This window comes from Colidextribacter sp. OB.20, assembly GCF_009911595.1.
Lineage (GTDB): Bacteria > Bacillota > Clostridia > Oscillospirales > Oscillospiraceae > Lawsonibacter.
The window spans coordinates 77,321-103,563 of the sequence record NZ_QWKG01000006.1; the positions used below are offsets into that span (position 1 = coordinate 77,321).

The window sequence follows — 26,243 nt, forward strand, 5'->3', positions numbered from 1 at the left end:
GGGACGAGGGTTCTTTGACACGCAGAAAGGCAGTTGGTATTATCCAACTGCCTTTACTGATTGCAGATGTGATTTAGCTGCCGCCATAGATGATTTCTGTATTATCGTCCCATGGATTGTCGAGTTTAGGTCCTCATGCGTTAATTCCGCTATCTGATCCTCATTACTGTCAGCTGCTCCAACACCCGAATTGTCTGGAGCATCAGTAACAATCTGCTGTCCATCTGCGCCTATTACTTGGGCTGCGTCCGGGGATTCCTGCATTGATTGAAACGTCTCATCACTACTCATTGCAGCACAGCCTGCTAATACGATAACTAAGGTCATGAAGGGCACAACGATTTTCTTGATCCTCATAAGCTTACCTGCCATATTGAAAACCTCCTGTTCATAGCTCAATTCTACCAGAGTTTCCAAGGGGATGCAAGGTTTTCTCCTTTTCTTCTTATAGTCAACACACTTGAAAATCGGTAAAGTTCGGCGGCCAAAATGGCACAGGGCGGCGTTGTCGTCTTTGGCGGGCGTCAGCCAGCCTGCATCCTCCGCCTTGCCCCGCGCCATTTTTCCTCCCCTCCTTTTTACCTCTTCTCAAGTGCGTCGACTATAAAACGCCGGAGATTTTTCCATCAACGTGAAAGATAAAGGGCCAAAAAAGGGCGGCGCAGCTGAACAGCCGCGCCGCCCAAATCAGACAGCTTATGATTTGCATCCCCCAGCGCGGCAGCTTCCCTGCGGGAGCCTGCCTGGGAATTTTATGCCTCAAAACGTCATCTCACCAGTCCCACCAGGGCGCTGGCGCCCAGACGGTCGGCTCCGGCCTCGATCATGGCCTGGGCCTGCTCAAACGTACGGATGCCGCCGGCGGCCTTGATGCGCATATCAGGGCTGATATGGCTCCGGAAAAGGCTCACGTCCTCCACGGTGGCCCCGCCAGAGGCGAAGCCGGTGGAAGTCTTGATAAAGTCCGCCCCGGACATGGAGACCACCCGGCACAGAGCCAGCTTCTCCTCCTGGCTGAAGTTGCAGGCCTCCACAATGACCTTCAGAATACGGCCCTTACAGGAGGCCTTCACCGCCTTGATCTCCTCCAGCAGGCCCTCCCAGTCGCCCTCCTTGGCCAGGCCCTGGTTGATGACCATGTCGATCTCGTCCGCGCCGTTGCGGATGGCGTCCTCCGCCTCAAACACCTTTACCTCAGGGGTGGTGTAGCCGTTGGGGAAGCCGATCACCGTGCATATCTTTATGGCATTGCCCACATAATCGCTGGCGCGCTTCACATAGCGTGGGGGAATACATACGGTGGCGGTGTTGAACTGCTTCCCCTCGTCACAGACGGCCTTGATCTGCTCCCAGGTGGCCGTCGGGCTCAGCTGGGTGTGCTCCACCCGGCTCAAAATTTCTTTCTGATCCATATTTCGCTCCTTTAACCCTGAAATTCCACGTTTTTTCTCCACCTATCCGGCAAAAAATCAATTGAAACATATTTCCAAAGCGCATAATACCATACAGCTTTTTTCTTGTCAACCCCGAATCTCCCTGGTGATTTCACAATTTACAGCCCTGAAACAGGCCATAAATATGCAGTTTTCCTATCATCCGCCTCTTTTTACCCCGCGCCCCCGCCGGCGGCCCGCGAACGGAAAAAGAGGGAGACAGGTCTCCCTGTCTCCCTCAAAAGGATACTCTGTTTACGCCTTCTCAAAGACATCCTTGCCCATCCCGCAGATGGGGCAGACCCAGCTGTCGGGGACCTGGCCCCAGGGGGTGCCGGGGGCGACGCCGTTGTCAGGGTCGCCTGCGGCGGGGTCGTACTCATAGCCGCAGGGGCAGACGTACTTATCCATCAGAAATTCCTCCTAGATTTGTTAAAATAACCTTCCCGCCCAGTTGGGCGGGAAGGTGAAATCATGCTTAGCCGAAGTAACGCTCCAGCAGACCCTTGAAGGCCTTGCCGTGGCGGGCCTCATCGCGGGCCATTTCATGCACAGTGTCGTGGATGGCGTCCAGATTCAGCTCCTTGGCCTTCTTGGCCAAGGCGACCTTGCCGGCGGTGGCGCCGTTCTCGGCCTCGACGCGCAGCTCCAGGTTCTTCTTGGTGGAGTCGGTCAGCACCTCGCCCAGCAGCTCGGCGAACTTGGCGGCGTGCTCAGCCTCCTCCAGCGCGGCCCGGCGCCAGTACTCGCCGATCTCGGGATAGCCCTCGCGATGGGCGACCCGGGCCATAGCCAGGTACATGCCGACCTCGGTGCACTCGCCCTGGAAGTTGGCGCGCAGGCCCTCGATGATCTCGGGGTCCACGCCCTGAGCCACGCCCACGACGTGCTCAGCGGCCCAGCTCATCTCGCCGCCCTGCTCGACAAACTTGTCGGCGGGAGCGTGGCAGATGGGGCACTCGGCGGGGGCGGCGTCGCCCTCATGGACATAACCGCAGACACTGCAAACAAATTTCTTCATAATTTTGGTTCCTCCTTGTTATTTTGTTGTTTGGAACAGCTGGAACATAGACCATAGAATGTGAGCTCGTGGCGTTCCACCGTGAGCCCGTATTGCCAGCTGACGGTCCGGTCCAAGTCTCCGCCCGGCTGAAAATCGGGCAGGTCCAGAACGGAGCCGCAGCAGTTGCAAACAAAGTGACTGTGTGGGGTGACGACGGCGTCAAACCGCTCCTGTCCCTGGACCACACCCACGCTTTTAATCTGGCCCTGCGCCTGAAAAAAGGTCAGATTGCGATAGACGGTTCCCAGGCTCAGGTCGGGATGCCGGGGCTTGAGCCGCTGATAGAGCCACTCAGCGGAGGGATGGCAGCTGGTCCCCTGGATTTCAGCCAGGATAGCCTCCCGTTTTCTGCTGTACCGAACGGCTCGCTCCACAGACCCTCTCCCCTTAACAATACTGATTATTGTTATGCTTATATACTAGCACATCTTTTTCTGTTTGTAAAGAGAAAAACAAGAAAATTTTGGTGCGGGTGTACGGTTTTCTGCCTACTCAGTTTCCCCAGTTTTTCGCTCTTTCAAACAGCGCAGAAGATTTTCCTCCAGCCTGTCCCCATATTTCAGCCCAAGCAGGAAGAGCGTCAGCCCGGCCAGTCCGATGGGGAGCATCACCCAGAGCGGCAGCTCCAGGGTGGAGCCGCCCAGCGCGCTGGCAAACAGCAGTCCCCAGGGCCGGGCCAGCAGGACAATAAGGGCAAAGCGCCGCCAGGGCAGGTCGGTGAGCCCGGCCAGGATGCACAGCATGTCATCCGGAAAGAAGGGGAAGAGGAAGGCCAGCGTCAGAAAGACCGGGGCCTTGGCCCGCAGAACGGACTGATACTTCTCCGACAGCTTCCGGCTGACAAGCCGGTCGGCGAAATCCCGGCCCAGCACCCGGCTCAGGGAGAAGGTGAGCAGGGAGCCGCTCACCACCGCCCCAAAGGTGAGCAGGAAGGCGGGCCAGGTCCCAAAGAGGAGTCCCCCCGCAGCGGCTGTGATATTGCTGGGGATGGGGGCCAGGATCACCGACAGCAGCTGGAGCAGGAAGAAAAACAGGTGGGAATAGGGGGCAAAATCGGCGATATAGGCCCGGAGCCCCTCCAGGGAGCCGGCCGCCTGAAAAAAGCCGCTGGTATATAAAAACCACCCGCCCCCCGCCAGCAGGAGGACGACCGCCGTTAAAATGAAGATTTTCTGTCTGCTTTTCATGAAAAGGCCTCCGTTCACAGGAGGTATTGTAGCACAGCAGCGGGGGAAATACGACCAAAAACTCCTTAAATTTTGGTGAATAAGGTGTGAACAGCAGTGGGGCGGCCTCTGCGCCGCCCCACCGGGCAAAAAGGGGGCGGCACGGAGGCCGCCCCCTGCGTTATATTTTCCGAATTGCGTCGATACTCCCGGCGATCTGCCGGGCCACGTCCGGATTGTTCATGGTATACAGGTGGATACCGTCCACGCCGCCGGCGATGAGGTCAGAGATCTGGTCGATGGCATAGGCGACCCCCGCCTCCCGCAGGGCGTCCGGGTGATCGCCGTACCGGGCCAGGATGCGGGTGAGCTTGGCGGGCATGCTGGCCCCGCACAGGGACACCATCCTCTGGATGGATTTGGCGCTGAGCACCGGCATAATGCCCGCCTCAATGGGCACGTTAATCCCCGCGATGCGGGCCCGCTCCAGGAAGCGGAAGAAGTCGCCGTTGTCAAAAAACAGCTGGCTGACCAGGTGCTGGGCGCCGGCGTCCACCTTCTCCTTCAGGCGGCGGACGTCGCTGACCAGATCGGGACTCTCCAGGTGTCCCTCCGGGTAGCAGGCGGCGGAAACGCCGAAATCCCCCCGCTCCCGGATATAGGCCACCAGCTCGCTGGCGTATTTGAAGTCGGTCTTGGGAGGATAGTCCGGATTTGCGTCCCCCCGCAGGGCCAGGATGTTCTCCACCCCGCCGGCCTTCAGCTGGTCCAGGATGCGGTCCACCTCCTCCCTGCCGGCGGCCACACAGGTCAGGTGCGCCATGGCGGGGGTGTGGTACTGGTTCTCAATGAGACAGGCGATCTCCTGGGTACTCTGGTTCACAGTGGAGCCGCCCGCCCCGAAGGTGACGCTGATGGCGTCAAAGCGGATGTCCTTCATCCCGTCCAGCGTCTTATAGATGCTGTCCACCGGGGCGGTCCTCTTGGGCGGGAACACCTCACAGGTGAACACCGTCCGTCCCTTGCCAAACAGCTCGCACAGCTTCATCACAGCGCGCCTTCCTTCTGTCAGAATATAGGGCGCGGCCACCCCGGCGCGCCGTGTTCATTTGATAACCTATAACGATGCACCGGCCGCCCCTGCGGTCAAATATCCAGCTCCAGCAGCACCGGGCAGTGGTCGCTGCCCTCCACATCGGACAAAATCTCCGCCCGGAGAATCTTGTCCTTCAAACGGTCAGACACAATGAAGTAGTCGATGCGCCACCCGGCGTTGTTCTTCCGGGCGCTGAAGCGGTAGGACCACCAGGAGTAGGCCCCCTCCCGGTCGGGATAGAGGGCGCGGAAGGTGTCGGTAAAGCCGGAGGAGAGCAGAGCGGTCATCTTCTCCCGCTCCTGGTCGGAGAAGCCGGGGTTCCCCCGGTTGGTTTTCGGATTTTTCAGGTCAATCTCCTGGTGGGCCACATTCAAATCCCCGCAGTAGACCACCGGCTTGGCCCTGTCCAGGGACATGAGATAGTCCCTCAGGTCGTCCTCCCAGCTCATCCTGTAATCCAGCCGCTTCAAGCTGTCCTGGGCGTTGGGGGTATAGCAGCACACCAGATAGAACTTGTCATACTCCAGGGTAATCAGCCGCCCCTCGTGGTCGTGGGGCTCCCGATCCATGCCGTAAGCGGCGGCGGCGGGAGCGTGTGGGGTGAAAACAGCCGTTCCGGAGTAGCCCTTCTTCTCCGCAGAGTTCCAGAACTCCAGCACCCCCTCCCCCAAGGGGACGTCGGCCTGTCCCTTCTCCATCTTGGTCTCCTGAAGGCAGAGGAAGTCGGGCTTCCGTCCCTCATAAAAGTCCAGAAACCCCTTTTTCATGCAGGCCCGCAGGCCGTTTACATTCCAGGAGATAAATACCATCGCGGCACCTCGTCAATGATTTAATACCCGCACCCGGATCATGTTGGGGATCGCCCGCAGTTCGTCGGCCACCTCGTCGGTGATGCGGGTGTTTACGTCCACCATGGTGTAGGCGTAGTCCTTCTTGGACTTGTTGGTCATATTCTCCACGTTGATGTGGTCGTCGGACAGGACCCCCATGATCCTGGTCAGCATGGCGGGGACGTTCTTGTGGATCAGGCACAGGCGGGCAATGCCGCTCCAGTCCTGACAGACGTCGGGCAGGTTGACCGAGTTCTTGATATTGCCGTTAATCAGGTAGTCCCGGAGCTGCCGCGCCGCCATCACGGCGCAGTTGTCCTCGCTCTCCGGGGTGGAGGCCCCCAGGTGGGGCAGGGCGATCACATTGCGCACTGTGGTGATCTGATCGTCAGGGAAGTCGGTGACATATTTGGCCACCCGGCCGGCCTCCAGGGCGGCGATCATGTCATCGTCGTTGACCAGCCCGCCCCGGGCCAGATTAAGCACCCGCACCTGTCCCTTCATCTTGCCGATGGCCTCGGCGTTGATAAAGTCCCTGGTGGCATTGGTATAGGGGATGTGGAGGGTGACGTAGTCAGACACCTTGTACAGCTCATCCACATTCTGGACCACATGGACGTGCCGGTCTAGCCGCAGGGCTGCGTCCACCGACAGGAAGGGGTCGTAGCCGTAGACGTCCATCCCCAGGTCCAGGGCGATATTGCACACCAGGGCCCCGATGGCCCCCAGACCGATGACGCCCAGAGTCTTGCGGTAGAGCTCCGGACCGGCGAAGGCCGACTTGCCCTTCTCCACTGCGGCGGCCACGTCCACTTTGGGGGTATGGGCCTGCTCCTGGACCCAGTCAGCGCCCCCCAGCACGTCCCGGGACGCGATAAGCATGGCGGCGATGACCAGCTCCTTCACCGCGTTGGCGTTGGCGCCGGGGGTGTTGAACACCACAATGCCATTCTCCGAGCAGCGATCAATGGGGATGTTGTTGGTGCCCGCTCCCGCCCGGGCGATGGCCCGGAGGGAGTCAGGAAAGGCATAGTCGTGCATGGGCGCGGAGCGGACCAGAACACCGTCCTCGTTCTCCACCTCCGCCCCCGTCTGAAACCGGGTGGGGTCCAGACGGGCCAGACCGACAGAGGAAATCTTATTCAGTGTCTTGATACGATACATGGAAATTACCTCGAATTTCTGTGAAATGGTAGGGCGCGACGACTCGGCGCGCCCTGTCCCTGGTTCTGCATCCCGGCGTGCCCGGTGGTCACGCCCTACAGCAGGGCGGATAAAATCCGCCCCTGCAATATTGTCTAGGCCCTCACCCGCTCCTTCAGCTTGACCCCGTCCAGCGCCGGGGCGATGACCAGGAAAAGGGCGCCGCTGCCGATCCCCTGGACCAGGGTGCCCAAAAACTGGGGGACGAAGGCGGCCATAGTCCCGGCCATAGCGCAGCCGGCCAGAGCGTAGGCCGAGGGGGAAAACAGTCCTGCGGCAACCATCGCGGCCAGGTTCCGGCGGCACAGGAGCCTCTCGCCGCCGCTGGTAAAAAACAGCACCACCACGGCCTTGATAATCAGGGTGGGCAGCACCCACACGGGGGCGGTGAGCAGATCGGCCAGCCCGGCGCCGATGGCGGCGGCCGCCGCCGCGCAGGGGGTGGGCAACAGGCAGGCGGCCAGATAAATCAGGGCATCCCCCAGATGAATATAGCCTCCGGTGGGAATGGGAATATGGAGCATATAGGCGGTCATCACAGTGATGGATGCGGCGAACAGGGCGGTGATGACCATCAGGTGCAGCTTTTGCTTTTGGCGCATGCAGATACCCCCCGTACAGGTTATTGAAAAGAAGTATACGCCGTATTTCCTACTTTGTCAATGGGTTAATCCATTTTTGTCAGTTGGCCCTGTCAAAGCTTTGGATGAAGTCACACAGCTTTTCCACACCCTCCACAGGCATGGCGTTATAGATGCTGGCCCGCATTCCGCCCACCTTCCGGTGGCCCTTCAGGTTGACAAAGCCGGCGGCGGCGGCCTCCTGAACAAATTTGGCGTCCAGAGCCTCGTCCCCGGTGCGGAAGGTGACGTTCATCCCGGAGCGGGAGCCCTTCTCTCCGTGGAGCTGGAACAGCCGGGAGCTCTCCAGCGTCTCATAGAGCATATTGGCCCGGGTCCATTTCAGCCTCTCCATCCCGGCCACCCCGCCGTTGGCCTCCACCCAATCCAGGGTGAGGCCCAGCATATAGATGCACCAGCAGGGGGGGGTGTTATACATGGAGTCCTTGTCGATCATGGTCTTGTAGTTCATCATCAGGGGGGTATAGGGCAGCTCGCGGCCCTGGAGGCCGTCCCGGATGATGACCACCGTCAGCCCGGCGGGGGCCATATTCTTCTGGGCTCCGGCGTAGATGACGCCGAATTTAGACACGTCCACCGGCATAGACAGAATATTGGAGGACATGTCGCACACCAGGGGGACCTCTCCTGTCTCGGGGACGTAGTCCCACTCGGTGCCGTAGATGGTGTTGTTGGCGCAGTAATAGAAATAGCTGGCGTCTTTATCCAGCTTCAGCTCCTCCTGGCGGGGAATATAGCTGTGATCGCGGTCGGAGGTATCGGCAGCCATGCTGATCTGTCCATATTTCTGAGCCTCCTGATAGGCCAGGCCGGAGAAATTGCCGGTGACCGCATAGTCCGCCTTCCCTGTTCTTCCAATCAGATTCAGGGGGACGGCGGAAAACTGGCCCGAGGCCCCGGTCTGGAGGAAGAGGATGTGATAGCCGTCCGGGATGCTCATCAGCCGGCGCAGCTTGTCCTGGGTCTCATGGAAGATGTCCATAAAGACCTTGGAACGGTGGCTCATCTCCATCACGGACATACCGGAGCCCCGGTAGTCGGTGATCTCCGCTCCGGCGCGCTCCAGCGCGGGCAGAGGAAGCATGGAGGGGCCGGCGGAAAAGTTATACACGCGCTGGTCGCTCATCAAAAAGAGCCCCTTTCTTCCAAAAAATAAAACTGCCCGCACCACACAGGTGGGGCAATTTTCTATTATAGCCCGGGGAAAATGGGGTGTCAATGGCAAAAGAGAAGAAGTAGCCTGTCTTTTTGCCGGGAACGCTGTGATAAATGATTTTGGGGCGGCGTGGCACCCCCTCCCCCCTGCCCCCATACAATGGGGTAGAAACCCACCGCCGCTCGGCCGGTGGTTCTGGAGGTACTTCTATGAAACACGAGCTGAATATCTGGGTGGTGGGCGGCGACCTGCGGCAGGAGAAGCTCTCCCTGCTGCTGGCCGAGGACGGCCACACTGTCCATACCTATGCCCTGGGCCAGTCCCAGGAGCCCAGCCCCGGCCTCACCGCCGAGGCCTCCCTGCGTTTTGTTGACAAGGCGGACTGCGTCGTCCTGCCCCTCCCCGTCTCTGGCGGCGGCGGACAGCTCAACGCCCCGCTGGCCGGGTCGGAGTATCCCCTGGCCTCTATTCTGGACCGGCTGTCCCCCCGGCAGTTCATCTGCGGCGGCCGGGTGGACCGGGAGGTCCAGGCCCTGGCACAGGAACGGGGCCTCACCATTCACGATTACTTCGCCCGGGAGGAGCTGGCGGTGGCCAACGCCGTCCCCACGGCGGAGGGGGCCGTCCAGCTGGCTATGGAGCACCTGCCCATCACCATCCACGGCTCCAGGGTGCTGATCATCGGCTTCGGCCGGGTGGGCCGGCTCACCGCCCAGCGCTTTCAGGCTCTGGGGGCCCGGGTGAGCGTGGCCGCCCGAAAATACGATCAGCTCGCCTGGGCTCAGGCCATGGGCTTCGGCGGGGAGCATCTGTCCAATCTGAAGGGCTGGCTGTGCGGCTACGACCTCATCGTCAACACGGTCCCCGCCCAGGTGCTGGGCCGGGAGGAGCTGGAGGACATCAAGCCCGACTGCCTCATCCTGGATCTGGCCTCCAAGCCCGGCGGGGTGGAGTTGGGGGCCGCTGTGGAGCTGGGACTGACGGTAATCTGGGCCCTCTCCCTCCCCGGCAAGGTGGCCCCGGTGACCGCGGGCGCCGCCCTCCGGGACACCATCTGCAATATGCTGCGGGAAATTGGACTGTGACACTGTTCTTTTCTTTTTGTTAAAAGAAAAGAACCAAAAGAAAAACTTTGGGAAAACTTCGTTTTTCCTCATTCATATCTGAAAGGAATGCTTTCATTGAAGAACAACACCGTTGGATTCGCGGTATGCGGGTCCTTTTGTACACATGCCAGGGCCATGGAGGCCCTGGAGCAGGTCAAGGCCCGGTTTGCCCGGGTGGTGCCCATCGTGTCGGAGGTCGTGACAAGCACCGACACCCGCTTCGGCAGGGCCCACGACCTGATGCGGGAGATGGAGCGCATCTGCGACTGCCGGGTGATCTCCACCGTCCAGGGGGCGGAGCCCATCGGGCCCCAAAAGCTGCTGGACCTGCTCATCATCTGTCCCTGCACGGGCAACACCCTGGGCAAGCTGGCCGCCGGCATCACTGACACCAGCGTCACCATGGCAGCCAAGGCCCACCTGCGCAATGAGCGCCCCCTCCTCATCGCCCCCTCCACCAACGACGGCCTGGCCGCCTCCGCCGCCGGCATCGGCGCCCTGCTGGCCCGGAAGCACATCTATTTTGTCCCCTTCGGCCAGGACGACTTTGAGAAGAAGCCCACCTCCCTGGTGTCCGACTTCTCCCAGGTGGCTGACGCCGCCCAGGCGGCCCTGGAGGGCCGTCAGCTCCAGCCTATCTTATTGCGGACATGAGCAAAAAAGCAGGCCATCCTCTGAGACGGCCTGCTTTTTCTATCCCTGCATACCCTTTTTGTGGAGCGCGTTCATGGAAAGCTCTCCGGCCAATTTGAACAAAGCATCTGCGGCAACTTGTTCTACCGGAAGTCCACCCGCGCTCTCCCCCACCTTCTGATAAAACTGATACACAAAGTCTTCCAAGCTGATGGTAATTTTTTTCATCTATGCCACCTCCGTTCAGAAGTATATCACATTTTCCAAATTTACGCAACTGCGTATACGCAAATGCGGCAATGCAAATAGTATATTTTTGAGGTGGTTCACTTGTCAGTTAAAGATGCTGTCGCAAACCGTTTTATAGATCTGTGCCGCACACGCAATATGAAAGCAAATGAACTTGCCACATTATCCGGCGTTACCCCATCAACGGTTTATAGTATGCTGGACAGCAGACGGAGAGATGTATCTATCATCACCATCAAAAAGCTTTGCGACGGTCTAGATATCACTCTGGGAGAGTTCTTCTCCGCACCGGCCTTTGACAGCCTGGAACAGGAAATTAAATAGGATTTTTCCACAAAAAACACTCCGCCTGTCTCTCTGACAAGCGGAGTATTCTCATTTACTTCCCGCAGAAGTCTCTGGCGACCTCCACAATATGGTCGGCGGACAGACCGAACTGCTTAAGCAGGGCGGCGGCGGGGCCGGAGTGGCCGAACTCGTCGTTGACGCCGATGCGGCGCACGGGGGTGGGACACTTCTCGCTGAGCAGGGCGCAGACCGCCTCGCCCAGGCCGCCGATGACGGAGTGCTCCTCACAGGTGATAATCCTGCCGCACTCCCGGGCGGCCTTCAGGACCAGCTCCTCGTCCAGGGGCTTAATGGTGCACAGGTTGATGACACGGGCGGAGATGCCGGCCTCGGCCAGCGCCCTGCCCGCCTCCATGGCTTCATTCACCAGCAGGCCGTTGGCGATGATAGCTACGTCGCCGCCGTCCTGAAGGACCTCGCCCTTGCCGATCTCGAACTTAAAGCTGGCCTCGTCGTGGAACACAGGCACGGCCAGCCGGCCGAAGCGCAGGTAGACGGGCCCCTCATACTCATAGGCGGCCTTGACGGCGGCCTTGGCCTCCACGTCGTCGGCGGGGGACATGACCACCATGCCGGGGATGGACCGCATCAGGGCGAAATCCTCACAGCACTGGTGGCTGGCTCCGTCCTCGCCCACGGAGATGCCGCCGTGGGTGGCGCCGATCTTCACGTTCAGGTGGGGGTAGCCGATGGAATTGCGCACCTGCTCGAATGCCCGCCCGGCAGCGAACATGGCAAAGCTGGAGGCGAAGGGCACCAGCCCCATGGCGGCGGCGCCGGCGGCCACGGCGATCATGTTGCCCTCGGCGATGCCGCAGTTGAAGTGCCGGTCAGGGAAGGCCTTCTTAAAGGTGCCGGTTTTGGTGGCGCCCGCCAGGTCGGCGTCAAAGACGATCAGATCGTCGTGCTCCGCGCCCAGGGCGGCCAGAGCGTTTCCGTAGCTGTCACGGGTCGCGATTTTTTTTACATCCGCCATCTTACATCGCCTCCACTTCTGCCAGCTGAGCCTTGAGCTCCTTCATGGCGGTCTCATACTCCTCGTCGTTGGGGGCCTTGCCGTGCCAGCCGGCCTGGCCCTCCATGAAGCTGACCCCCTTGCCCTTGGTGGTCTTCATCACAATGGCGGTGGGGACGCCCTTGGTGGCCTTGGCCTTCTCAAAAGCCGCCTCGATCTGGTCGAAGTCGTGGCCGTCAATCTCCACCACCTCAAAGCCGAAAGCTCTCAGCTTGTCGGGGATGGGATAGGGACTCATGACCTGATCCACCGGACCATCAATCTGCAGGCCGTTGTTGTCCACAATGGCGCAGAAGTTGTCCAGCTTGTAGTGGTGGGCGAACATCATGGCCTCCCACACCTGGCCCTCCTGAATCTCGCCGTCGCCCAGCAGGGCATACACCCGGCAGGTCTTGCCCATCCTCCGGGCGGCCAGGGCCATGCCGGCGGCGCAGGAGACCCCCTGGCCCAGAGAGCCGGTGGACATGTCGATGCCAGGGACGGTGTTCATGTTGGGGTGGCCCTGGAGATAGCTGTCAATGTGCCGCAGGGTGGGCAGATCCTCCACTGGGAAGAAGCCCCGCAGAGCCAGAGCGGCGTACAGGCCCGGGGCGGTATGGCCCTTGGACAAAACGAAGCGGTCCCGATCGGCCCACTTGGGGTCCTTGGGGTCGATGTTCAGTTCCTTGAAGTAGAGGTAGGCAAACAGGTCAGAGGCGGAAAGACTCCCGCCGGGATGGCCGGCCTTGGCCCCATGGGTGCCCTCGATGACGCCCATGCGCACCTTGCAGGCCATCGCCATTAGCTGCTTTTTTTCATTGGCTGTCATAGTATTCTCCTTTGCGGTAAGATTTGTCGCCGGTGGTAATTTCACACTGCCCCTATTATAAGACAGCCGCTCAAAAATTACAAGGAGAAATACTGCGGAAGGCTGTACGGAAATAGAGAACGGCTTAGGAAATGGAGATATTGACAACAAACCCGCAGGCGGCTATAATAAGACATAGAAAGGGCTCTGCCAAAACACGGTCAGCCCTTAGAGTTGACGAAAGTGATCGCCGTACTTGTCAGGGTGCCGGCGGTCACTTCTTTTTGCCCTGAATAAACAGGCCGCAAATACCAATGATAACCAAACAAAGCTGTAACACTTCGGATGTACTCATCAGGCAGCCCCCCTTTCCGAAGATCAGAGGGCAAGGAGCTGCCCTCTGTCATGAGGGCTGACCGCTGCTGCTTGTCAGCGCTGAAAAATCATTCTTTCCTGTATTTTAGAATAGCACATTTCTGCTTTCTGTTCAAGTATATTCACTCATCAAGAACAGCAAACTCCCGTCGCCCCCCGCAGGGCCAAGGGGCCTTTTCTCTGCGGCGGGACGAAAAAGCGGCGGGACGGTCCCCCGGCCCACCGCTGTCAATCTATTCTGCCCAGTTCTCAAGTACCAGGTCAGGCACCCGCTCAAATTCTTTTCCATTGTTTGTTACCAGAATCATCCCCTCCGATCTGGCGTGTCCGGCAATCAGCATATCCAGCGGTCCGATTGGCGTCCCCTGACTCTGCAAATAAGCTCTGATCTCCCCATACTCCGATGCCGCCGCCAGTCCAAAGGGCAGAATATTCATGGGAGCCAAAAAGCGAAGCAGTGCCTGCTCATTTCTCACGGGGTCTGAGCTGTGCTTCATACCGTATTCCAGCTCAGCCAGCGTAATCGAAGAGATGCACAATCCGCTGTAAAGCTCTTTCTGAAACCGCCGCAGCACATTTTCCGGTCTCTTCTTCATCACATAAATGCAGATATTTGTGTCCAGCATATAAGTCACAGCGGTTCTCTCTCCTTCTGTGCCCCCTGATTGCGTCCATTTTCAAAGATATCGCCGGTGAATCCATCCAGCCCCTCCAAAAAAGTCTTCCACAGGGATTCCTTGGGGACCAGGAGAATCGCGTCCCCCAACTGCTGAACCACAACCTCGTCTACACTAAAACGATACTTTTTAGGCAGGCGCACCGCCTGACTTCTTCCATTCTCAAAAATCTTTGCTGTCTCCATATCAGCCACCTCCTTGTATATAGTATATACCACGATATATATTATAGTCAAGGCTTTTGTGATAAAACAGCGGGCCGGTCACCCGGCCCGCATTGCCTCTTTACTTGTTCTCACAGTCCTTGTCCACGGTCACATACATGCCGGTGGTCACTTCCACATCTGCAACATCCACAGAACTGTCCTTGAAAATGTCGGCGTTGAAAAATACGCCGCCGTTCATATTGGTGTCCACGTCCTCGCTGGTGACGGTATCGCTGCCAAACCAGTGATAGCTGCCGTCCGCTTTCACGATGCCCACTTCCTTCACCAGGGTCCACTTTTCAATGGTGCCGTCCACAGTGATGGTAATTCTGGTATCCTCGGTAAAGTCCTCAAAGACATAGTGCTGGTCCTGGGCCAGGGCGTCGGTGATGTCGGCCGCGTCCTCGCCGTTGACCACCAGAATGGCCCTGCCGTCCCGATTCTCCACCTTGGCATCGGGGGACGCCACCATGGAGAATGTCTCGCCGTCCTCGGTGGTCACATCGGAGCGGTAGCGGTCCACCCGGACAATCGAGCCGATATCTAAAATGAAGGACTCAAATCCCTCCGGATCAGCGGCGGCCACGCTGACCACCATCATGGCGACGGCGGCGGCGGTGATGAGGGCGGTGCGCAGGGGGCGGATGCGTCTCTTATTGGTTTTCTCAGTCATAGCGATAATCTCCTCAATTTTATCCTCGGGAGCAGTGAGCTCCCGGCAGGCTTCACGGTACAATTTCGGGTCGAACATAGACAGATTCCTCCTTTTTCTCGGTAAGCTCCTTCCGCAGCCGCTCTCTTGCCCGGAGCAGCCAGGTCTGTACGGTAGACACGTTGGCCCGCATGGCGGCGGCCGTCTCGGCCACGGACAGCCCCTCGTAGTAGTAGAGATAGACGGCCAGCCGGTACTTGGGCTCCAGAGCCATCACCGCCTCCAGCATCTCGGCCCTGGCCGGGTCCTCCGGGGCGGCGGTGTCGTGCCGCTCCTCCAGGGGGACGGAGCTCCTCCGCCACAGAGACCGCAGCACCCTCCGGCTCTCGTTCACCGCCACCCGCAGCAGCCAGTGCTTCATGTGCTCCTCGGACTCAAACTCTTTTTTGCACTCGTACAGCTTCAAAAGCACGGTCTGCATCACGTCCTCGGCGTCGTGGGGGTTGTTCAGGGCGTGGAGGGCGACGCGGTAGACAGTGTCGCCGTGGGTCCGGGCCGCCTGGGCAAATGCCTCGTCTGTCAAGGCCGCTCACCTCCTTGGAAATCTGTTTTGAAAGGCCTTTCATCAAGTAATATCCATGACAGGGGGGTAAAATCTCAGAGGAAGAGAAATTTTTCTCATAAATTTTGGGGGCGGGGACAGACTATCCACCAACGGCGGGCCCTGCCCGCTTTCAAAAAGGAGGTAATCGTCATGCCCAATCTGACCACCAAGGAGCTGTCCGCTCTGTCCGACCAGCTGGACTTTGAGAAGGTGCTCCACTGCAAGTACCTGTCCGCCGCCCAGGAGAGCCAGGACCCGGAACTGAAAAACAAGTTCCAGTCCTGCGCCAGCCTGCATTTGCAGAATTACAACACCCTGCTGAATCATCTGCGCTGAAAAAAGGAGGAGCCGCTATGAACGATCAGGAGAGAATGACCGACTTTATTTGCAGTGAGAAGAAGATGTCCGCCAACTACGACACCTTCGCCTCGGAGTGCGTCAGCCTGCCCCTGCGGGATGACTTTCTGAAAATCTTCAACCAGAGCCACCAGATTCAGACCGACCTTTTCAAGATGTCCCAGTCCAAGGGCTGGTATCAGGTGGAGCAGGCCCCTCAGAGCAAGGTGAGCCAGGCCTACACCAGATTCTCCAACCAGCAGCCCGCCGCCCAGTGAAGAAAAGCCGCCGCGATTTGCTCGCGGCGGCTTTTCTTGCAGGGGCGGACATTGTCCGCCCGAACAATTACGAAACGCACTTTGTAAGAACGGGCGGATAATATCCGCCCCTACATCCCGGTCACGACAGCAGAATCCGGTCGTTGTCCAGGTCCTTACCCGCGCCGGCCCTGAATTTTTTCAGCAGATCCACCACGGTGAGGCCCTCCCGCTCCCTGCCGCTGATGTCCAGCACGATATTGCCGCCGTCCATCATCAGGGTGCGGTTGCCCAGCTCCAGGGCCTGGTTCATGTTGTGGGTCACCATCATGGTGGTGATTTTGTGCTCAGAGACGATGTCCCGGGTGAGCTTGAGCACCTTCTCCGCCGTGCCCGGGTCCAGGGCGGCGGTGTGCTCGTCCAGCAGCAGCAGCCTGGGCGGGTTCATGGTGGACATGAGCAGGGTGAGCGCCTGGCGCTGTCCGCCGGACAGCAGGCCCACCGGCTGCTTCATCCGGTCCTCCAGCCCCATATCAAGGAGGGCCAGCCGGTCCCGGAAGCGCTTCTTCTCCCCCGCCGTCACGTGGGACAGCCAGCCACCGCTCCCCGCGGCCAGGGCCAGGTTCTCCTCGATGGTCATGCCGGGGGCGCTGCCCCGCATGGGGTCCTGAAAGAGCCGGCCGATGCGCTTGGCCCGCCGGAAGGCCGGCATAAAGGTGATGTCCTGGCCGTTGAGGACGATGGAGCCCGCGTCGGTGAGAAAGTCCCCGCAGACGGCGTTGAACAGGGTGGATTTGCCCGCCCCGTTGGAGCCGATGATGGTGACAAAGTCGCCGGCGTTCAGGTGGAGGGACAGGTCCGAGATGGCCCGCTTCTCGTTCACGGTGCCCGGGTTGAAGGTCTTGGAGATGTGGGAGATGTTCAGCATGTCAGTTCTCCCCCCTTCTGGCGGCGGTCTGCCGGTAGGACAGCCGGCGGCGGATCGTGGGCCATTGCTGCTTCAGATAGGGCGCCGCGATAGCCAGAGCCACAATCACCGACGACACCAGCTTGAGCATGAAGGCGGGCATATCCAGCCGCAGGGCCACGGCGTAGACGAAGCGGAAAATGAACGCCCCCAGCACCATGCCCGCCGCCCGGGTGAAGATGCCCCCCCGGCCCAGGAGGGTGGCGCCGATGAGCAGAGAGGCCAGGGCGATGGTGACCATGCCGGTGCCGATGTTAATCTCGGCCTGCTTCTGGGACTGGGCCATCAGGCAGCCGGACAGGCCGGTAAAGGCGTTGGCCACGCACAGGCCTACAATAGTGGTGAACGCCGGATTGATGGAGGAGGAGCGGACCATGTCCGGGTTGTTGCCGGTGGCCCGGATTGCCAGCCCCAGCCGGGTGTTGAGAAAGACGGTCAGGAAGAGGACCGTCAGCGCCGCCGCGACGGCGGCTATCACGGTATTCTGCTGGCCGGCCAGGGGAGTCCCGGCCAGCAGGTCCTTCGCCATGGTGAATATGGTGTCCTTCTTGTTCAGGTTGATGTTGGGGGCCCCCGCCATCACCATAATATTGATCGAGTACAGCCCGGTGTTGACAATAATGCCCGCCAGCAGGCTGTCGATGCCCATTTTCGTCTGAAGAATCGCGGTGACAAAGCCGGAGGCCATCCCCGCCAGCATGGCGGCGGGAATAGACAGCAGGGGATGGCCGGAGGCGGCCACCACGGCCCCCACGGCGGCCCCCAGGGTGAAGCAGCCGTCGGTGGACAGGTCGCAGACGTTGAGCATGGAGTAGCTCAAAAACAGGGCCAACACGGTGAGGGAGCAGATCAGCCCCAGCTCCAGGGCGGTCTGGCTCACAGCCAGCAGGGCGGATGGGTTCATGGCGGTTCCTCCTTTTTCATTCTCTTCTTTTTCTCGTGAGAAAAAGAAGCAAAAAGAGCGTTGGGAAAAATTTCATTTTTCCTCTTGGCTGCACAGGGCTTCTGCCTGCTCCATATCTCAGGAGCAGGCAGGCAAAGTTCTTTTTCGGTTCCTTTTTCTTTCAAGAAAAAGGAACACGCGCCCTCACCCCTGCAAATCCCCGAACTCCTCCGCGGTGGTAATGGGCTGGACCTTGGTACACAGGGGGGCAAAAATCCTGGCAATCTCGTCGTAGTCCAGGCCCAGGGCCTCGCAGGTCTCGGTGTTGACGGTGGCGGTGCCGTTGTCGAAGGTCTTGACGGCCAGGGCGCCGGGCTCCTTGCCGTCAATGAGAATCTCGGCGATCATGTCGGCGGTCTCCCGGCCCAGGTTGGCATAGTCCACGCCGTAGCCCAGGAAAGCGCCATTGAGGGCGAAGGAGTCGGCCCCGGTGTAGTGGGGGATGCCCGCGTCCACAAAAATCTCATAGATGGACAGATAGTGCTCCATGATGGTGTTGTCGGTGGGGGTAAAGACGGCGTCCACCCCGTCGGCCGCCAGGGCCTGGGCGGCCTGCTTGACCTCGGCGGCGTTGGTGCCGGTGCGCTCCACATACTCGATGCCCTTGGCATCCAAATACTCCTTGGCGTGGGCGATGGGGGTGGCGGAGGAGTCCTGTCCCACGTTATACAGCAGGCCGATCTTTTTCGTATCCGGGTTGACGGCGAAGATCAGATTCATGACGGAGTTGGTATCCAGATAGTCGGAGGTGCCGGTGATGTTGCCGCCGGGGGCGTCCAGGGAGGCCACCAGCTCGGCGCTCACCGGGTCGGAGACGGCGGAGAATACCACGGGGATATCGCTGTCCTCGGTGGCGGCCTGCATGGCCATGGCCACAGGGGTGGCGATGCCTACCATAAGGTCCACCTTGTCGGCCTGGAAGTTGGCGATGATCTGGTTCATCACGGCGGCGTCGGCGTTGGGGTTGTCGTAGTCAACCTGAAAGGCCACGTTCTTCTCCTGTCCGATCTCGTCCAGGCGGGCCTGGATGTTCTCGTTGATCTGGTTCAGAGAGGCATCGTCCACATAGTTGCAGATGCCGACATGGTAAATAGTGTCGGACCCGGGGTCTCCCAGCAGGCCGTCAGCGGGGAGACCGCTTCCGCTCTGGGCCGCGCTGCCGGAGCCGGAATTGCCGATGGAGGGCTTTTGCGTGGTGGTAGTGCCGTTCCCGCCGCAGGCGGCCAGGGAGAGGGTCATTGCCAGAGACAGGGCCAGGGTCAGAATACGGTTCATTTTGTTAGTCTTTTTCATTTTGGGTTCCTCCAATTCATTTTATTTAGGCGGCAGATGTGGGGCCTTGCCGTTGGCCCGGGCTTGTTGGAGTTTCAGCGCAAGGCCGTTTTTTTATTTGGAGCAATAAAAAAACAGCCCCTCATCCCATTTTCTGGGACAAGAGCTGCACTCCTGCGATACCACCCAAATTGACGTTTTGGAAAACGTCCGCTCGCTTCACGCGCCATCACGCGTGCCCGGTGGATAACGGGTGGGTTCCCGTCGGCATCTACTTGGATCGCTCCGTTCAAGCCGCCCTCGAAAGTCCATTCGCCCGACCGCTCCCCGCCTTGATCCCACCACCCAAGGCTCTCTTCACGTTCCCCGCAGGGGACAGGTTTGCCGCGCCGGCTACTACTCTTTCTCACAGGTTTCTTGCTCTTCGGTTGTTGTGGTTATTATAGCGGCTCCCCCTCCGGTTGTCAACCCCTAAATTTTACCTGGCTAAAGAAAATTTTGGGGTCTCACTTCGCCAAAATCTATTTGCAGTTTGCCTCTCTATCTGTTAAAATGAAGAAAAGCATCTGTGGGAGGTCCCTTATGATCATCAAATACTCAAAAAAATCCTTAAAATTTTTGAGCAGGCTCGACGGCAGATCGGTGACCCGCATCCGCTCCGCAATCCAGGGCCTGACCCACACCCCTCCGGAGGGAGACGTGAAGCCCATGCAGGGCTATTCTGATGGCCGCAAGCGGCTGCGTGTCGGAGAATGGCGTGTACTCTTCCGATACAGCGCGCAGGACGAAATTGAAATTCTTTTTATTATAGAAATTGGAAATCGCGGGGATATCTATAAGTGAGGTGAACCTAATATGTCTGATCTTACATTGGAAGCGGCCCGCATGATGGACATTCTGCCGGAAAGTGACCAGCGCTTTGCCTATGAGTTTATCAAAAAGCTGGTGCGCGCCTGGGACCCTGACTATACTAAAGTCACACCGGAGGAGGCGCGGGAAATTCAAGACGCCGAAGAGAGCGGTTTTATTGACGACGCCGATATTGATTGGGACAACTTATCCAAATATGCGTAACAAGGGGCCCGCCTCAGCGGGCCCCTTGCCGTTTAATCAGAGTGCGGAATATCCGTATTTGTCCACCACGGCGTCCAACTCCCGCTTTTCCCTGCACATGGGGCACTCCTCAGGCAGGTAGCTGGCGTAGTCGGGGATATCGTTGGTATTGAACAGCGAGACCACCGGGATGCCGTCAATCTCCTTCTGGTGGCTGTAAACAGCGGCGATGCCCGCCACCTGGCCCTGGTAATACTTCACGCAGTCGATGCCCCTGCGCACCGTGCCGCCGGTGGTGACGGAGGCCAGCAGGAGAAGCACATTCTTCCCCTCCAGCATGAAGCGGGCGTTGTCCCGGAAGATGAGCTTTCCGCTGGTGCCCACATTTTCCCGGAGGACGTAGATTTCCTTCCCCGCGTTGATGGAGCGGAAGCCGCCCTGAGTCAGCTTCTGGGCCAGGCAGGTCCCGATCACTCTGGTGCCGTCCATGCAGAGGATGGTATCCACCATAAGGAACTGGGTCTGGCTGCGCTGGGCCAGCTGCTGGGCCACAGCATCCGCGTCACGGATGCTGGACTGCTGGCTGGTTACGTCAATGAAGTAGTTTGTATGGCTGTTCCGGGTGGCAAAGTGGCCCTTGGCCACATTCAGTGATACGTCGCCTACGCAGACAGGGATCTTATAAAACCTGGGCTCCATCGTAATTCCTCCTTTTTCTTAACGTCCTCTTAATGTCCCTTCTCAAATATACCATATTCGGCAGACTTTGTCTATATTTTTTTGTAAAATATTACAACGGCTCAGGCGCAGAAAAAGGACGGGCCAAAGCCCGTCCTTTTCTGATTGGGTAAAATTACTCGTCGATCTCGATGACGACGCCGGAACCCACGGTACGGCCGCCCTCACGGATGGCGAAGCGCAGGCCCTTCTCGATGGCGATGGGGGTGATCAGCTCCACCTTCATGTCCACGTTGTCGCCGGGCATGCACATCTCAGTGCCCTCGGGCAGGGAGATGATGCCGGTCACGTCGGTGGTACGGAAGTAGAACTGGGGACGATAGTTATTGAAGAAGGGGGTGTGACGGCCGCCCTCGTCCTTGGACAGGACGTAAACCTGGCCGACAAACTTGGTGTGGGGGTTAATGGAGCCGGGCTTGCACAGCACCTGGCCGCGCTCGATGTCGGTCTTGGCAATGCCGCGCAGCAGGCAGCCGGCGTTATCACCAGCCTCGATGAAGTCCAGAGTCTTGCGGAACATCTCCATGGAGGTGACGACGGTGGACTTCTTCTCCTCCTGCAGGCCCACGATGTCGACGGTCTCGCCGGCCTTCAGCTGGCCGCGCTCCACACGGCCGGTGGCCACGGTGCCGCGGCCGGAGATGGTGAACACGTCCTCCACAGGCATAAGGAAGGGCATAGAGTCGTCGCGGGGAGGATTGGGGATATAGCTGTCAACGCTATCCATCAGCTCCTTGATGCAGGCGAAGTCGGCGTCGTTCACGTCGCCGGACTCGCAGGTCAGGGCGTTCAGGGCGGAGCCCTTGATGATGGGGATGTCGTCGCCGGGGAACTCGTAGAAGCTGAGGATCTCGCGGACCTCCATCTCCACCAGCTCCAGCAGGTCGGGGTCGTCCATCTGGTCGCACTTGTTCAGGAAGACCACGATGGCGGGCACGCCCACCTGGCGGGCCAGCAGGATGTGCTCCTTGGTCTGAGCCATAACGCCGTCAGTGGCGGAGATGACCAGGATCGCGCCGTCCATCTGAGCGGCGCCGGTGATCATGTTCTTGATATAGTCGGCGTGGCCCGGGCAGTCCACGTGGGCATAGTGCCGGGCGTCGGTCTCATACTCCACGTGGGCGGTGTTGATGGTGATGCCGCGCTCGCGCTCCTCGGGAGCCTTGTCGATGCTGGAGTAGTCCTCATACTGGGCCTGGCCCTTCAGAGCCAGATACTTGGTGATGGCGGCAGTCAGGGTGGTCTTGCCGTGGTCGACGTGGCCGATGGTGCCGATGTTTACATGGGGCTTGGTACGTTCAAATTTTGCCTTAGCCATTGGAATTTTCCTCCTTATATTTCAGTTAATGCTTTGCTCGTTGGGGGGTACAGACGTGTTGTGGATATTTTATCCTATTTCGTCTGTAATTGCAACCCTATTTTTTCATAGGCGCGGGAATTCCCCGCCGTAGGGCGGGACGACTCGGCCCGCCTCACTCTCCGCCTGAGCGGCGCGCCGGGGTCGTCGCGCCCTACAGGCATCAATCCTGATTGCGGCCGCGCTCGGCCACAATCTTCTCGGCGATGTTCTTGGGGATCTGCACGTAGCTGTGGGGCTCCATGGAGTACTGGCCCCGGCCCTGAGTAGAGGACCGCAGGTCGGTGGCGTAGCCGAACATGTTGGCCAGCGGCACCAGGCTGTCCACCTGGACGGCGCCGGTGCGGTTCTCCTGACCCTGGATCTGTCCCCGGCGGCTGTTCAGGTCGCCGATGACGTTGCCCAGATAGTCGTCCGGGACGATGACGTCCACCTTCATGATGGGCTCCAGCAGCACGGGGCCGGCCTTGCGGCAGGCCTCCTTAAAGGCCATGGACCCGGCGATTTTGAAGGCCATCTCAGAGGAGTCCACCTCGTGGAAGGAGCCGTCGTAGAGGGTGACCTTCACGTCCACCACGGGGTAGCCGGCCAGCACGCCGGCCTGCATAGCCCCCTGGATGCCCTGATCCACGGCGGGGATATACTCCTTGGGGATGGCGCCGCCCACGATGGCGTTCTCGAACACGTAGCCCGCACCCGACTCGTTGGGCTCCACACGGATCTTGACATGGCCGTACTGGCCCTTGCCGCCCGACTGGCGGGCGTACTTGGTGTCCTGCTCCACCTGCTTGGTGATGGTCTCCTTGTAGGCCACCTGAGGCGCGCCCACGTTGGCCTCCACCTTGTACTCACGGAGCAGCCGGTCCACGATGATCTCCAGATGGAGCTCGCCCATGCCGGCGATGATGGTCTGGCCGGTCTCCTCGTCGGTGTAGGTCTTGAAGGTGGGGTCCTCCTCGGCCAGCTTCATCAGGGCAACGCCCATCTTCTCCTGGCCGGCCTTGGTTTTGGGCTCGATAGCCACCCGGATGACGGGCTCTGGGAACTCCATGGACTCCAGGATAATGGGGTGCTTCTCGTCGCAGAGGGTGTCGCCGGTGGTGGAGTTCTTCAGACCGATGACGGCGGCGATGTCGCCGGAGTAGACGGTCTCGATATCCTCCCGGTGGTTGGCGTGCATCTGGAGGATACGGCCGATGCGCTCCTTCTGCTTCTTGGTGCTGTTCAGCACGGAGGTGCCGGTGTTCAGCATGCCGGAGTAGACCCGGACGAAGGACAGACGGCCCACATAGGGGTCGGTAGCGATCTTGAAGGCCAGGGCGGAGAAGGGGGCGCTGTCGTCGGCGGGACGGGAGTCCTCCTCGTCGGTGTCAGGGTTGACGCCCTGGATGGCGGGGATGTCGGTGGGGGAGGGCATATAGTCCACAATGGCGTCCAGCAGCTTCTGGACCCCCTTGTTCTTATAGGACGTGCCGCACACCACGGGAACCATCAGGTTGTCGATGGTGCCCCTGCGGATGGCCCGGCGGATCATATCCTGGGGGACATCCTTCTCCTCCAGCACCAGCTCCATGATCTCCTCGTCGATGTCGGCGCAGGCGTCCAGCAGCTTGGTGCGGTACTCCTGGGCCAGCTCCATCATATCCTCGGGGATGGGCTCCACCCGCAGGTCCTTGCCCAGGTCGTCGTAGTAGATATCAGCCTTCATCTCCACCAGGTCGATGATGCCCTTGAAGGTCTCCTCGGAGCCGATGGGCAGCTGGATGGGTACGGCGTTGGCCTTCAGCCGGTCGTGAATCATATCCAGCACATGGAAGAAATCGGCGCCCATGATGTCCATCTTGTTGACATAGATCATCCGGGGAACCTTGTAGTGGTCAGCCTGGCGCCAAACTGTCTCAGACTGAGGCTCCACGCCCCCCTTCGCGCACATGACGGTCACACTGCCGTCCAGCACCCGCAGGGAGCGCTCCACCTCAACGGTGAAGTCCACGTGGCCTGGGGTGTCGATGATGTTGATCCGGGTCTGGGGGAACTGGGTCTTGGTGCCCGTCCAGTAGCAGGTGGTGGCGGCGGAGGTGATGGTGATGCCCCGCTCCTGCTCCTGGGCCATCCAGTCCATGGTGGCGGTGCCCTCGTGGGTCTCGCCGATCTTGTAGTTGACGCCGGTGTAGTAGAGGATACGCTCGGTGGTAGTCGTCTTGCCCGCGTCGATGTGGGCCATAATACCGATATTCCGGGTATTCTCCAGAGAAACTTTTCTAGGCATACGGAATCTCCTTTATTACCAGCGGTAGTGAGCAAACGCCTTGTTGGACTCGGCCATCTTGTGGGTGTCCTCGCGCTTCTTCACGGCGGAGCCGGTGTTGTTGGCGGCGTCCATAATCTCGCCGGCCAGCCGCTCCTTCATGGTCTTCTCGCCCCGGTTACGGGCGTAGGTGGTCAGCCAGCGCAGACCCAGGGTCTGCCGGCGCTCGGGCCGGACCTCGATAGGCACCTGGTAAGTGGCGCCGCCCACACGGCGGGCCTTCACTTCCAGGGAGGGCATGATGTTCTCAAGGGCCTGAGTATAGACCTCCATAGGCTCCTTGTCGGTCTTTTCCTTGATGATGTCAAAGGCCCCGTAGACGACCTTCTGGGCGACGCCCTTCTTGCCGTCCAGCATGATGCTGTTGACGAGCTTGGTAACCAGGACGGAGTTGTAAAGCGGGTCAGGTAAAATCTCCCGCTTGGGCACATTTCCTCTTCTGGGCACTTTGCTTCCCTCCTTCTTATAAAATAGAAATCATAGGTACTCGTACCCCAAACGGTTTTCCGTTTGGACTGCGTGTAATGCCTGTCCGAGGTTTCCCCATCGCACCCGCTGGGCGCACATTGTGCGCCCGTCCATCTCCAGCGCTCTCTGTCTGCGGGCGGACAGTGTCCGCCCTGCAAAAACGCTACGGGTGTATATATGGTAAAACGTCGGGCAAGGCTTTTGCCTTGCGCAAACGCACAATGCAAGCTTGGTTTTCCCGGCAGGCAATGGCCTGTGGGACGGCGGGCCGGGTCGTCCCGCCCTGCAAGAAATAATTTTTTGAAGAAAAATTACTTCTTCTTGGCTCCTTTGGGCCGCTTGGCGCCGTACTTGGAGCGGGCCTGCATACGGCCGTTGACGCCCTGGGTGTCCAGAGTGCCGCGGATGATGTGGTAGCGCACGCCGGGCAGGTCCTTCACACGGCCGCCGCGGATCATCACGACGCTGTGCTCCTGGAGATTGTGGCCCACGCCGGGGATATAGGCGGTGACCTCCATCCCGTTGGTCAGCTTCACACGGGCGATCTTACGCAGAGCCGAGTTGGGCTTCTTAGGGGTGGAAGTACGCACGGCGGTGCAGACGCCTCTCTTCTGGGGGGAGGGCAGGTCGGTGCTCCGGTTCTTCAGGGTGTTCAGGCCGTGCTGAAGAGCGGGGGAGGTGGACTTGTACGCCGCCATCGTGCGGCCCTTGCGCACCAGCTGGTTAAAAGTAGGCATGAATGGGTTTCCTCCTTTCCTCAATTCTGCCCCGTTTTGGGGCGTAATATATATTTTAACAAATTTGGGATTTATTATCCCTCTTTTGTTAAAACCAAAAATCTGCGGAGGCAGTCTGTAGGGGCGGATATCATCCGCCCGTTTCCCTGGGCCTCCTGCGTGTATCGTGCGGGCGGACAATGTCCGCCCCTACATAAGGCTCCTGTCTGTAGGGGCGCACATTGTGCGCCCGCGGGCCGCTCCTACCGCAATAAAACCGCCACCGCGGCCCCCACGGCGATGCCGCAGGAGGCGCCCAGCTCCTTCATAGAGGACACCTGGCTCACCGGCACCTGCCGGTTCACCGCCTCCTGGACCAGGGGCTGGAGCAGGCGGGGGTCGGCGTCCATAGCCACAAACAGCCGCCCGGCCCGGCCGTCCCGCAGGGCCCGTTTGGCCTGCTTGGCTCCCACAACCTTGTTGGAGCCGCCCAGTTCTGAAATCATTTTGGCTCCCCCTCCTTCCCCGCTCCGGGGATTTTCATCGGGTAAAAGGGCGCAATGCCCCTACCGCCACGAAGCAATATTA

Annotated in this window: 35 protein-coding genes; 7 read left to right on the plus strand and 28 right to left on the minus strand. The window is 59.6% G+C overall.

Features of this window, described 5'->3' with window-relative positions; all coding sequences use genetic code 11:
• Window positions 1–39 precede the first annotated feature (39 nt).
• From D1641_RS02345 to serC, 11 genes are all read right to left on the minus strand, one after another.
• Window positions 40–561, minus strand: coding sequence for a hypothetical protein (locus tag D1641_RS02345; RefSeq protein WP_160662790.1), 522 nt, complete (start codon window positions 559–561; stop codon window positions 40–42).
• 206 nt (window positions 562–767) lie between these two features.
• Window positions 768–1,412 carry a deoxyribose-phosphate aldolase gene (gene deoC / locus D1641_RS02350; RefSeq protein ID WP_160662791.1) on the minus strand — a complete coding sequence of 215 codons (645 nt, stop codon included), beginning with the start codon at window positions 1,410–1,412 and terminating at the stop codon, window positions 768–770.
• A 276-nt stretch (window positions 1,413–1,688) separates the two neighbouring features.
• Entirely contained in the window at window positions 1,689–1,844 is a 156-nt protein-coding gene (locus tag D1641_RS02355; RefSeq protein ID WP_160662792.1) for a rubredoxin, read from the minus strand.
• 67 nt (window positions 1,845–1,911) lie between these two features.
• Entirely contained in the window at window positions 1,912–2,454 is a 543-nt protein-coding gene (locus tag D1641_RS02360) for an NADH peroxidase (protein WP_160662793.1), read from the minus strand.
• The gene (locus tag D1641_RS02365; RefSeq protein WP_160662794.1) at window positions 2,451–2,870 is read right to left on the minus strand and encodes a transcriptional repressor; all 420 of its coding nucleotides are present in this window, start codon (window positions 2,868–2,870) and stop codon (window positions 2,451–2,453) included. Before D1641_RS02365 ends, D1641_RS02360 begins: the two co-directional genes overlap by 4 nt.
• 114 nt (window positions 2,871–2,984) lie before the next feature.
• Window positions 2,985–3,683, minus strand: a complete 699-nt coding sequence (locus tag D1641_RS02370) for a VTT domain-containing protein (protein WP_160662795.1) — start codon at window positions 3,681–3,683, stop codon at window positions 2,985–2,987.
• A gap of 160 nt (window positions 3,684–3,843) precedes the next feature.
• Entirely contained in the window at window positions 3,844–4,710 is an 867-nt protein-coding gene (metF, locus tag D1641_RS02375; protein ID WP_160662838.1) for a methylenetetrahydrofolate reductase [NAD(P)H], read from the minus strand.
• Window positions 4,711–4,808: 98 nt separating this feature from the next.
• Window positions 4,809–5,567: an exodeoxyribonuclease III gene (locus D1641_RS02380; protein WP_160662796.1), complete on the minus strand. Its 759-nt coding sequence runs from the start codon at window positions 5,565–5,567 to the stop codon at window positions 4,809–4,811.
• Between the two features lie 12 nt (window positions 5,568–5,579).
• The gene (locus tag D1641_RS02385) at window positions 5,580–6,752 is read right to left on the minus strand and encodes a phosphoglycerate dehydrogenase (protein WP_160662797.1); all 1,173 of its coding nucleotides are present in this window, start codon (window positions 6,750–6,752) and stop codon (window positions 5,580–5,582) included.
• 134 nt (window positions 6,753–6,886) lie between these two features.
• Complete coding sequence (locus tag D1641_RS02390; RefSeq protein WP_160662798.1) at window positions 6,887–7,393, minus strand: TIGR04002 family protein; 507 nt, start codon at window positions 7,391–7,393, stop codon at window positions 6,887–6,889.
• A gap of 79 nt (window positions 7,394–7,472) precedes the next feature.
• A complete protein-coding gene (serC, locus tag D1641_RS02395) occupies window positions 7,473–8,558 on the minus strand; it encodes a 3-phosphoserine/phosphohydroxythreonine transaminase (RefSeq protein WP_160662799.1) in 1,086 nt (361 codons plus the stop codon).
• A gap of 239 nt (window positions 8,559–8,797) precedes the next feature.
• Between serC and dpsA the strand changes: the two genes are divergently transcribed.
• Window positions 8,798–9,673 carry a dipicolinate synthase subunit DpsA gene (dpsA, locus tag D1641_RS02400; protein WP_160662800.1) on the plus strand — a complete coding sequence of 292 codons (876 nt, stop codon included), beginning with the start codon at window positions 8,798–8,800 and terminating at the stop codon, window positions 9,671–9,673.
• A gap of 96 nt (window positions 9,674–9,769) precedes the next feature.
• The gene (locus D1641_RS02405; protein WP_160662801.1) at window positions 9,770–10,348 is read left to right on the plus strand and encodes a dipicolinate synthase subunit B; all 579 of its coding nucleotides are present in this window, start codon (window positions 9,770–9,772) and stop codon (window positions 10,346–10,348) included.
• A 39-nt stretch (window positions 10,349–10,387) separates the two neighbouring features.
• On the opposite strand, the gene D1641_RS02410 is transcribed toward D1641_RS02405, so the two are convergent.
• Entirely contained in the window at window positions 10,388–10,555 is a 168-nt protein-coding gene (locus D1641_RS02410; protein WP_160662802.1) for a hypothetical protein, read from the minus strand.
• Window positions 10,556–10,648: 93 nt separating this feature from the next.
• Here D1641_RS02410 and D1641_RS02415 point away from each other — a divergent pair, with 93 nt between their 5' ends.
• Complete coding sequence (locus tag D1641_RS02415) at window positions 10,649–10,900, plus strand: helix-turn-helix transcriptional regulator (RefSeq protein ID WP_347707366.1); 252 nt, start codon at window positions 10,649–10,651, stop codon at window positions 10,898–10,900.
• 55 nt (window positions 10,901–10,955) lie between these two features.
• Here D1641_RS02415 and D1641_RS02420 read toward each other — a convergent pair whose 3' ends face one another.
• The 6 genes from D1641_RS02420 to D1641_RS02445 form a co-directional block, all read right to left on the minus strand.
• Window positions 10,956–11,900 (minus strand): transketolase family protein, encoded by a 945-nt coding sequence (locus D1641_RS02420; RefSeq protein ID WP_160662804.1) that lies wholly within the window; start codon window positions 11,898–11,900, stop codon window positions 10,956–10,958.
• A gap of 1 nt (window position 11,901) precedes the next feature.
• Complete coding sequence (locus D1641_RS02425) at window positions 11,902–12,747, minus strand: transketolase (protein ID WP_160662805.1); 846 nt, start codon at window positions 12,745–12,747, stop codon at window positions 11,902–11,904.
• Window positions 12,748–13,334: 587 nt separating this feature from the next.
• Window positions 13,335–13,727: a type II toxin-antitoxin system VapC family toxin gene (locus D1641_RS02430; RefSeq protein WP_201757210.1), complete on the minus strand. Its 393-nt coding sequence runs from the start codon at window positions 13,725–13,727 to the stop codon at window positions 13,335–13,337.
• A gap of 5 nt (window positions 13,728–13,732) precedes the next feature.
• Window positions 13,733–13,963, minus strand: coding sequence for a type II toxin-antitoxin system VapB family antitoxin (gene vapB / locus D1641_RS02435; RefSeq protein ID WP_160662807.1), 231 nt, complete (start codon window positions 13,961–13,963; stop codon window positions 13,733–13,735).
• A gap of 100 nt (window positions 13,964–14,063) precedes the next feature.
• Window positions 14,064–14,735 (minus strand): hypothetical protein, encoded by a 672-nt coding sequence (locus tag D1641_RS02440; protein WP_160662808.1) that lies wholly within the window; start codon window positions 14,733–14,735, stop codon window positions 14,064–14,066.
• Entirely contained in the window at window positions 14,710–15,219 is a 510-nt protein-coding gene (locus D1641_RS02445; protein ID WP_160662809.1) for a sigma-70 family RNA polymerase sigma factor, read from the minus strand. The genes D1641_RS02440 and D1641_RS02445 overlap by 26 nt, the downstream gene beginning before the upstream one ends.
• Window positions 15,220–15,390: 171 nt before the next feature.
• Here D1641_RS02445 and D1641_RS02450 point away from each other — a divergent pair, with 171 nt between their 5' ends.
• Together D1641_RS02450 and D1641_RS02455 are read left to right on the plus strand one after the other, a co-directional pair.
• Window positions 15,391–15,576 carry a spore coat protein gene (locus tag D1641_RS02450; RefSeq protein ID WP_160662810.1) on the plus strand — a complete coding sequence of 62 codons (186 nt, stop codon included), beginning with the start codon at window positions 15,391–15,393 and terminating at the stop codon, window positions 15,574–15,576.
• 17 nt (window positions 15,577–15,593) lie between these two features.
• A complete protein-coding gene (locus D1641_RS02455; RefSeq protein ID WP_160662811.1) occupies window positions 15,594–15,854 on the plus strand; it encodes a spore coat protein in 261 nt (86 codons plus the stop codon).
• 121 nt (window positions 15,855–15,975) lie between these two features.
• On the opposite strand, the gene D1641_RS02460 is transcribed toward D1641_RS02455, so the two are convergent.
• The 4 genes from D1641_RS02460 to D1641_RS02475 are packed head-to-tail and all read right to left on the minus strand — an operon-like array spanning window position 15,976 to window position 19,036.
• On the minus strand, window positions 15,976–16,761 hold the full coding sequence (locus D1641_RS02460) for an ABC transporter ATP-binding protein (protein ID WP_160662812.1): 786 nt from the start codon (window positions 16,759–16,761) through the stop codon (window positions 15,976–15,978).
• 1 nt (window position 16,762) lies between these two features.
• On the minus strand, window positions 16,763–17,704 hold the full coding sequence (locus tag D1641_RS02465) for an ABC transporter permease (protein ID WP_160662813.1): 942 nt from the start codon (window positions 17,702–17,704) through the stop codon (window positions 16,763–16,765).
• On the minus strand, window positions 17,701–17,868 hold the full coding sequence (locus D1641_RS02470) for a hypothetical protein (protein ID WP_160662814.1): 168 nt from the start codon (window positions 17,866–17,868) through the stop codon (window positions 17,701–17,703). The genes D1641_RS02465 and D1641_RS02470 overlap by 4 nt, the downstream gene beginning before the upstream one ends.
• Window positions 17,869–17,887: 19 nt before the next feature.
• A complete protein-coding gene (locus tag D1641_RS02475; RefSeq protein ID WP_243149226.1) occupies window positions 17,888–19,036 on the minus strand; it encodes an ABC transporter substrate-binding protein in 1,149 nt (382 codons plus the stop codon).
• A gap of 561 nt (window positions 19,037–19,597) precedes the next feature.
• Between D1641_RS02475 and D1641_RS02480 the strand changes: the two genes are divergently transcribed.
• Together D1641_RS02480 and D1641_RS02485 are read left to right on the plus strand one after the other, a co-directional pair.
• On the plus strand, window positions 19,598–19,858 hold the full coding sequence (locus D1641_RS02480) for a type II toxin-antitoxin system RelE/ParE family toxin (RefSeq protein WP_160662815.1): 261 nt from the start codon (window positions 19,598–19,600) through the stop codon (window positions 19,856–19,858).
• A gap of 42 nt (window positions 19,859–19,900) precedes the next feature.
• On the plus strand, window positions 19,901–20,089 hold the full coding sequence (locus D1641_RS02485) for a hypothetical protein (RefSeq protein ID WP_243149227.1): 189 nt from the start codon (window positions 19,901–19,903) through the stop codon (window positions 20,087–20,089).
• A 36-nt stretch (window positions 20,090–20,125) separates the two neighbouring features.
• On the opposite strand, the gene D1641_RS02490 is transcribed toward D1641_RS02485, so the two are convergent.
• The 6 genes from D1641_RS02490 to D1641_RS02515 form a co-directional block, all read right to left on the minus strand.
• The gene (locus D1641_RS02490; RefSeq protein WP_160662817.1) at window positions 20,126–20,767 is read right to left on the minus strand and encodes an orotate phosphoribosyltransferase; all 642 of its coding nucleotides are present in this window, start codon (window positions 20,765–20,767) and stop codon (window positions 20,126–20,128) included.
• A 154-nt stretch (window positions 20,768–20,921) separates the two neighbouring features.
• A complete protein-coding gene (gene tuf / locus D1641_RS02495) occupies window positions 20,922–22,124 on the minus strand; it encodes an elongation factor Tu (RefSeq protein ID WP_160662818.1) in 1,203 nt (400 codons plus the stop codon).
• Window positions 22,125–22,326: 202 nt separating this feature from the next.
• Window positions 22,327–24,432, minus strand: coding sequence for an elongation factor G (fusA, locus tag D1641_RS02500; RefSeq protein ID WP_160662819.1), 2,106 nt, complete (start codon window positions 24,430–24,432; stop codon window positions 22,327–22,329).
• Between the two features lie 15 nt (window positions 24,433–24,447).
• Window positions 24,448–24,918 (minus strand): 30S ribosomal protein S7, encoded by a 471-nt coding sequence (gene rpsG, locus D1641_RS02505; protein ID WP_160662820.1) that lies wholly within the window; start codon window positions 24,916–24,918, stop codon window positions 24,448–24,450.
• Window positions 24,919–25,250: 332 nt separating this feature from the next.
• Window positions 25,251–25,676: a 30S ribosomal protein S12 gene (gene rpsL, locus D1641_RS02510; RefSeq protein WP_023346006.1), complete on the minus strand. Its 426-nt coding sequence runs from the start codon at window positions 25,674–25,676 to the stop codon at window positions 25,251–25,253.
• Between the two features lie 242 nt (window positions 25,677–25,918).
• Window positions 25,919–26,161: a ribosomal L7Ae/L30e/S12e/Gadd45 family protein gene (locus D1641_RS02515; RefSeq protein WP_160662821.1), complete on the minus strand. Its 243-nt coding sequence runs from the start codon at window positions 26,159–26,161 to the stop codon at window positions 25,919–25,921.
• Window positions 26,162–26,243: the final 82 nt, after the last annotated feature.

Bases quoted from the DNA above. Each gene is read 5' to 3' on its own strand.
- D1641_RS02475 (WP_243149226.1), bottom strand. From the start codon at position 19,036: ATGAAAAAGACTAACAAAATGAACCGTATTCTGACCCTGGCCCTGTCT.
- D1641_RS02355 (WP_160662792.1), bottom strand. From the start codon at position 1,844: ATGGATAAGTACGTCTGCCCCTGCGGCTATGAGTACGACCCCGCCGCA.
- D1641_RS02490 (WP_160662817.1), bottom strand. From the start codon at position 20,767: ATGGAGCCCAGGTTTTATAAGATCCCTGTCTGCGTAGGCGACGTATCA.
- D1641_RS02385 (WP_160662797.1), bottom strand. From the start codon at position 6,752: ATGTATCGTATCAAGACACTGAATAAGATTTCCTCTGTCGGTCTGGCC.
- metF (WP_160662838.1), bottom strand. From the start codon at position 4,710: ATGAAGCTGTGCGAGCTGTTTGGCAAGGGACGGACGGTGTTCACCTGT.
- D1641_RS02465 (WP_160662813.1), bottom strand. From the start codon at position 17,704: ATGAACCCATCCGCCCTGCTGGCTGTGAGCCAGACCGCCCTGGAGCTG.
- D1641_RS02485 (WP_243149227.1), top strand. From the start codon at position 19,901: ATGATGGACATTCTGCCGGAAAGTGACCAGCGCTTTGCCTATGAGTTT.
- D1641_RS02380 (WP_160662796.1), bottom strand. From the start codon at position 5,567: ATGGTATTTATCTCCTGGAATGTAAACGGCCTGCGGGCCTGCATGAAA.
- serC (WP_160662799.1), bottom strand. From the start codon at position 8,558: ATGAGCGACCAGCGCGTGTATAACTTTTCCGCCGGCCCCTCCATGCTT.
- D1641_RS02460 (WP_160662812.1), bottom strand. From the start codon at position 16,761: ATGCTGAACATCTCCCACATCTCCAAGACCTTCAACCCGGGCACCGTG.
- D1641_RS02410 (WP_160662802.1), bottom strand. From the start codon at position 10,555: ATGAAAAAAATTACCATCAGCTTGGAAGACTTTGTGTATCAGTTTTAT.
- D1641_RS02370 (WP_160662795.1), bottom strand. From the start codon at position 3,683: ATGAAAAGCAGACAGAAAATCTTCATTTTAACGGCGGTCGTCCTCCTG.
- deoC (WP_160662791.1), bottom strand. From the start codon at position 1,412: ATGGATCAGAAAGAAATTTTGAGCCGGGTGGAGCACACCCAGCTGAGC.
- D1641_RS02515 (WP_160662821.1), bottom strand. From the start codon at position 26,161: ATGATTTCAGAACTGGGCGGCTCCAACAAGGTTGTGGGAGCCAAGCAG.
- D1641_RS02440 (WP_160662808.1), bottom strand. From the start codon at position 14,735: ATGTTCGACCCGAAATTGTACCGTGAAGCCTGCCGGGAGCTCACTGCT.
- vapB (WP_160662807.1), bottom strand. From the start codon at position 13,963: ATGGAGACAGCAAAGATTTTTGAGAATGGAAGAAGTCAGGCGGTGCGC.
- D1641_RS02345 (WP_160662790.1), bottom strand. From the start codon at position 561: ATGGCGCGGGGCAAGGCGGAGGATGCAGGCTGGCTGACGCCCGCCAAA.
- D1641_RS02360 (WP_160662793.1), bottom strand. From the start codon at position 2,454: ATGAAGAAATTTGTTTGCAGTGTCTGCGGTTATGTCCATGAGGGCGAC.
- D1641_RS02390 (WP_160662798.1), bottom strand. From the start codon at position 7,393: ATGCGCCAAAAGCAAAAGCTGCACCTGATGGTCATCACCGCCCTGTTC.
- D1641_RS02420 (WP_160662804.1), bottom strand. From the start codon at position 11,900: ATGGCGGATGTAAAAAAAATCGCGACCCGTGACAGCTACGGAAACGCT.
- D1641_RS02480 (WP_160662815.1), top strand. From the start codon at position 19,598: ATGATCATCAAATACTCAAAAAAATCCTTAAAATTTTTGAGCAGGCTC.
- rpsL (WP_023346006.1), bottom strand. From the start codon at position 25,676: ATGCCTACTTTTAACCAGCTGGTGCGCAAGGGCCGCACGATGGCGGCG.
- tuf (WP_160662818.1), bottom strand. From the start codon at position 22,124: ATGGCTAAGGCAAAATTTGAACGTACCAAGCCCCATGTAAACATCGGC.
- D1641_RS02455 (WP_160662811.1), top strand. From the start codon at position 15,594: ATGAACGATCAGGAGAGAATGACCGACTTTATTTGCAGTGAGAAGAAG.
- fusA (WP_160662819.1), bottom strand. From the start codon at position 24,432: ATGCCTAGAAAAGTTTCTCTGGAGAATACCCGGAATATCGGTATTATG.
- dpsA (WP_160662800.1), top strand. From the start codon at position 8,798: ATGAAACACGAGCTGAATATCTGGGTGGTGGGCGGCGACCTGCGGCAG.
- D1641_RS02450 (WP_160662810.1), top strand. From the start codon at position 15,391: ATGCCCAATCTGACCACCAAGGAGCTGTCCGCTCTGTCCGACCAGCTG.
- D1641_RS02430 (WP_201757210.1), bottom strand. From the start codon at position 13,727: ATGCTGGACACAAATATCTGCATTTATGTGATGAAGAAGAGACCGGAA.
- D1641_RS02425 (WP_160662805.1), bottom strand. From the start codon at position 12,747: ATGACAGCCAATGAAAAAAAGCAGCTAATGGCGATGGCCTGCAAGGTG.